This is a genomic window from Photobacterium malacitanum, from assembly GCF_900185615.1.
Lineage (GTDB): Bacteria > Pseudomonadota > Gammaproteobacteria > Enterobacterales > Vibrionaceae > Photobacterium > Photobacterium malacitanum.
In genome coordinates this window covers 1-1,471 of sequence record NZ_FYAK01000033.1, presented here as the reverse complement: position 1 = coordinate 1,471, position 1,471 = coordinate 1, and the positions used below count along the sequence as shown (strand labels likewise).

The following is a 1,471-nucleotide window of genomic DNA, read 5'->3' as shown; positions in this document are numbered from 1 at the left end:
TACTTACTGGTATTCGGAGTTTGCAAAGGGTTGGTAAGTCGGGATGACCCCCTAGCCTTAACAGTGCTCTACCCCCAGTAGTATTCGTCCGAGGCGCTACCTAAATAGCTTTCGGGGAGAACCAGCTATCTCCGAGTTTGATTGGCCTTTCACCCCTAGCCACAAGTCATCCGCTAATTTTTCAACATTAGTCGGTTCGGTCCTCCAGTAAGTGTTACCTCACCTTCAACCTGCCCATGGCTAGATCACTCGGTTTCGGGTCTAATCCTAGCAACTATGACGCCCAGTTAAGACTCGGTTTCCCTACGGCTCCCCTAAACGGTTAACCTTGCTACTAAAATTAAGTCGCTGACCCATTATACAAAAGGTACGCAGTCACCCAACAAGTGGGCTCCTACTGCTTGTACGTACACGGTTTCAGGTTCTATTTCACTCCCCTCACAGGGGTTCTTTTCGCCTTTCCCTCACGGTACTGGTTCACTATCGGTCAGTCAGGAGTATTTAGCCTTGGAGGATGGTCCCCCCATGTTCAAACAGGATATCACGTGTCCCGTCCTACTCGATTTCACTAATAAAGCGTTGTTGGTTACGGGGCTATCACCCTGTATCGCGGTACTTTCCAGAACCTTCACCTAACGCTGAACTAACTTAAGGGCTAATCCGGTTTCGCTCGCCGCTACTACCGGAATCTCGGTTGATTTCTCTTCCTCGGGGTACTTAGATGTTTCAGTTCCCCCGGTTCGCTTCATTAACCTATGTATTCAGTTAATGATACTTACTTATGTAAGTGGGTTTCCCCATTCGGAAATCCCAGACTCAAGTGGCTTTTACTGCCTAATCTGGGCTTATCGCAAGTTAATACGTCCTTCATCGCCTCTGACTGCCAAGGCATCCACCGTGTACGCTTAGTCACTTAACCATACAACCCCAAGAGGTCTTGTATGTTCAACTAACCAAGGTTTGCGTTTAACATTTCGATCAAGAAAATATTAAACATTGGTTTTTCGCCGGACTCATTTATTTGTCTTCACTTTAAAAAGTGAAAACAAAATCAAGACACTTGAATGTGTGTTGTTTTGAGAACTCGTTTTTATTCATAGAATAAAAACATTTTTAAAATCAATCTATCGATTGAATTTACTAGTCAGCTTTCCAGATTGTTAAAGAACATGTAATCATCGTTAGATAACCACTTTTTAAAAACACTTTTTACTCTCTATTGCAAGAGAAGTGTACTTAAAGAGTGGTGGAGCTATGCGGGATCGAACCGCAGACCTCCTGCGTGCAAGGCAGGCGCTCTCCCAGCTGAGCTATAACCCCAACGATTTAAAAGACTGTACCGCCACTTTTTCTGGGAGAAAAAGTGGTGGGTCTGAGTGGACTCGAACCACCGACCTCACCCTTATCAGGGGTGCGCTCTAACCACCTGAGCTACAGACCCAAGTCTTTTTGCGTTCTTACATTTTAACCA

General features: G+C 45.1%; 2 tRNA genes and 1 rRNA gene. All 3 read right to left on the bottom strand.

The features are described 5' to 3' along the window. Nucleotides 1-919: ribosomal RNA gene (locus PMAL9190_RS19880) — 23S ribosomal RNA — on the bottom strand; the annotation flags it as partial. 325 nt (nucleotides 920-1,244) lie between these two features. Beyond that, nucleotides 1,245-1,320: transfer RNA gene (locus tag PMAL9190_RS19875), tRNA-Ala, on the bottom strand. Between the two features lie 44 nt (nucleotides 1,321-1,364). After that, a tRNA-Ile gene (locus PMAL9190_RS19870) sits at nucleotides 1,365-1,441 on the bottom strand. Nucleotides 1,442-1,471 lie beyond the last annotated feature (30 nt).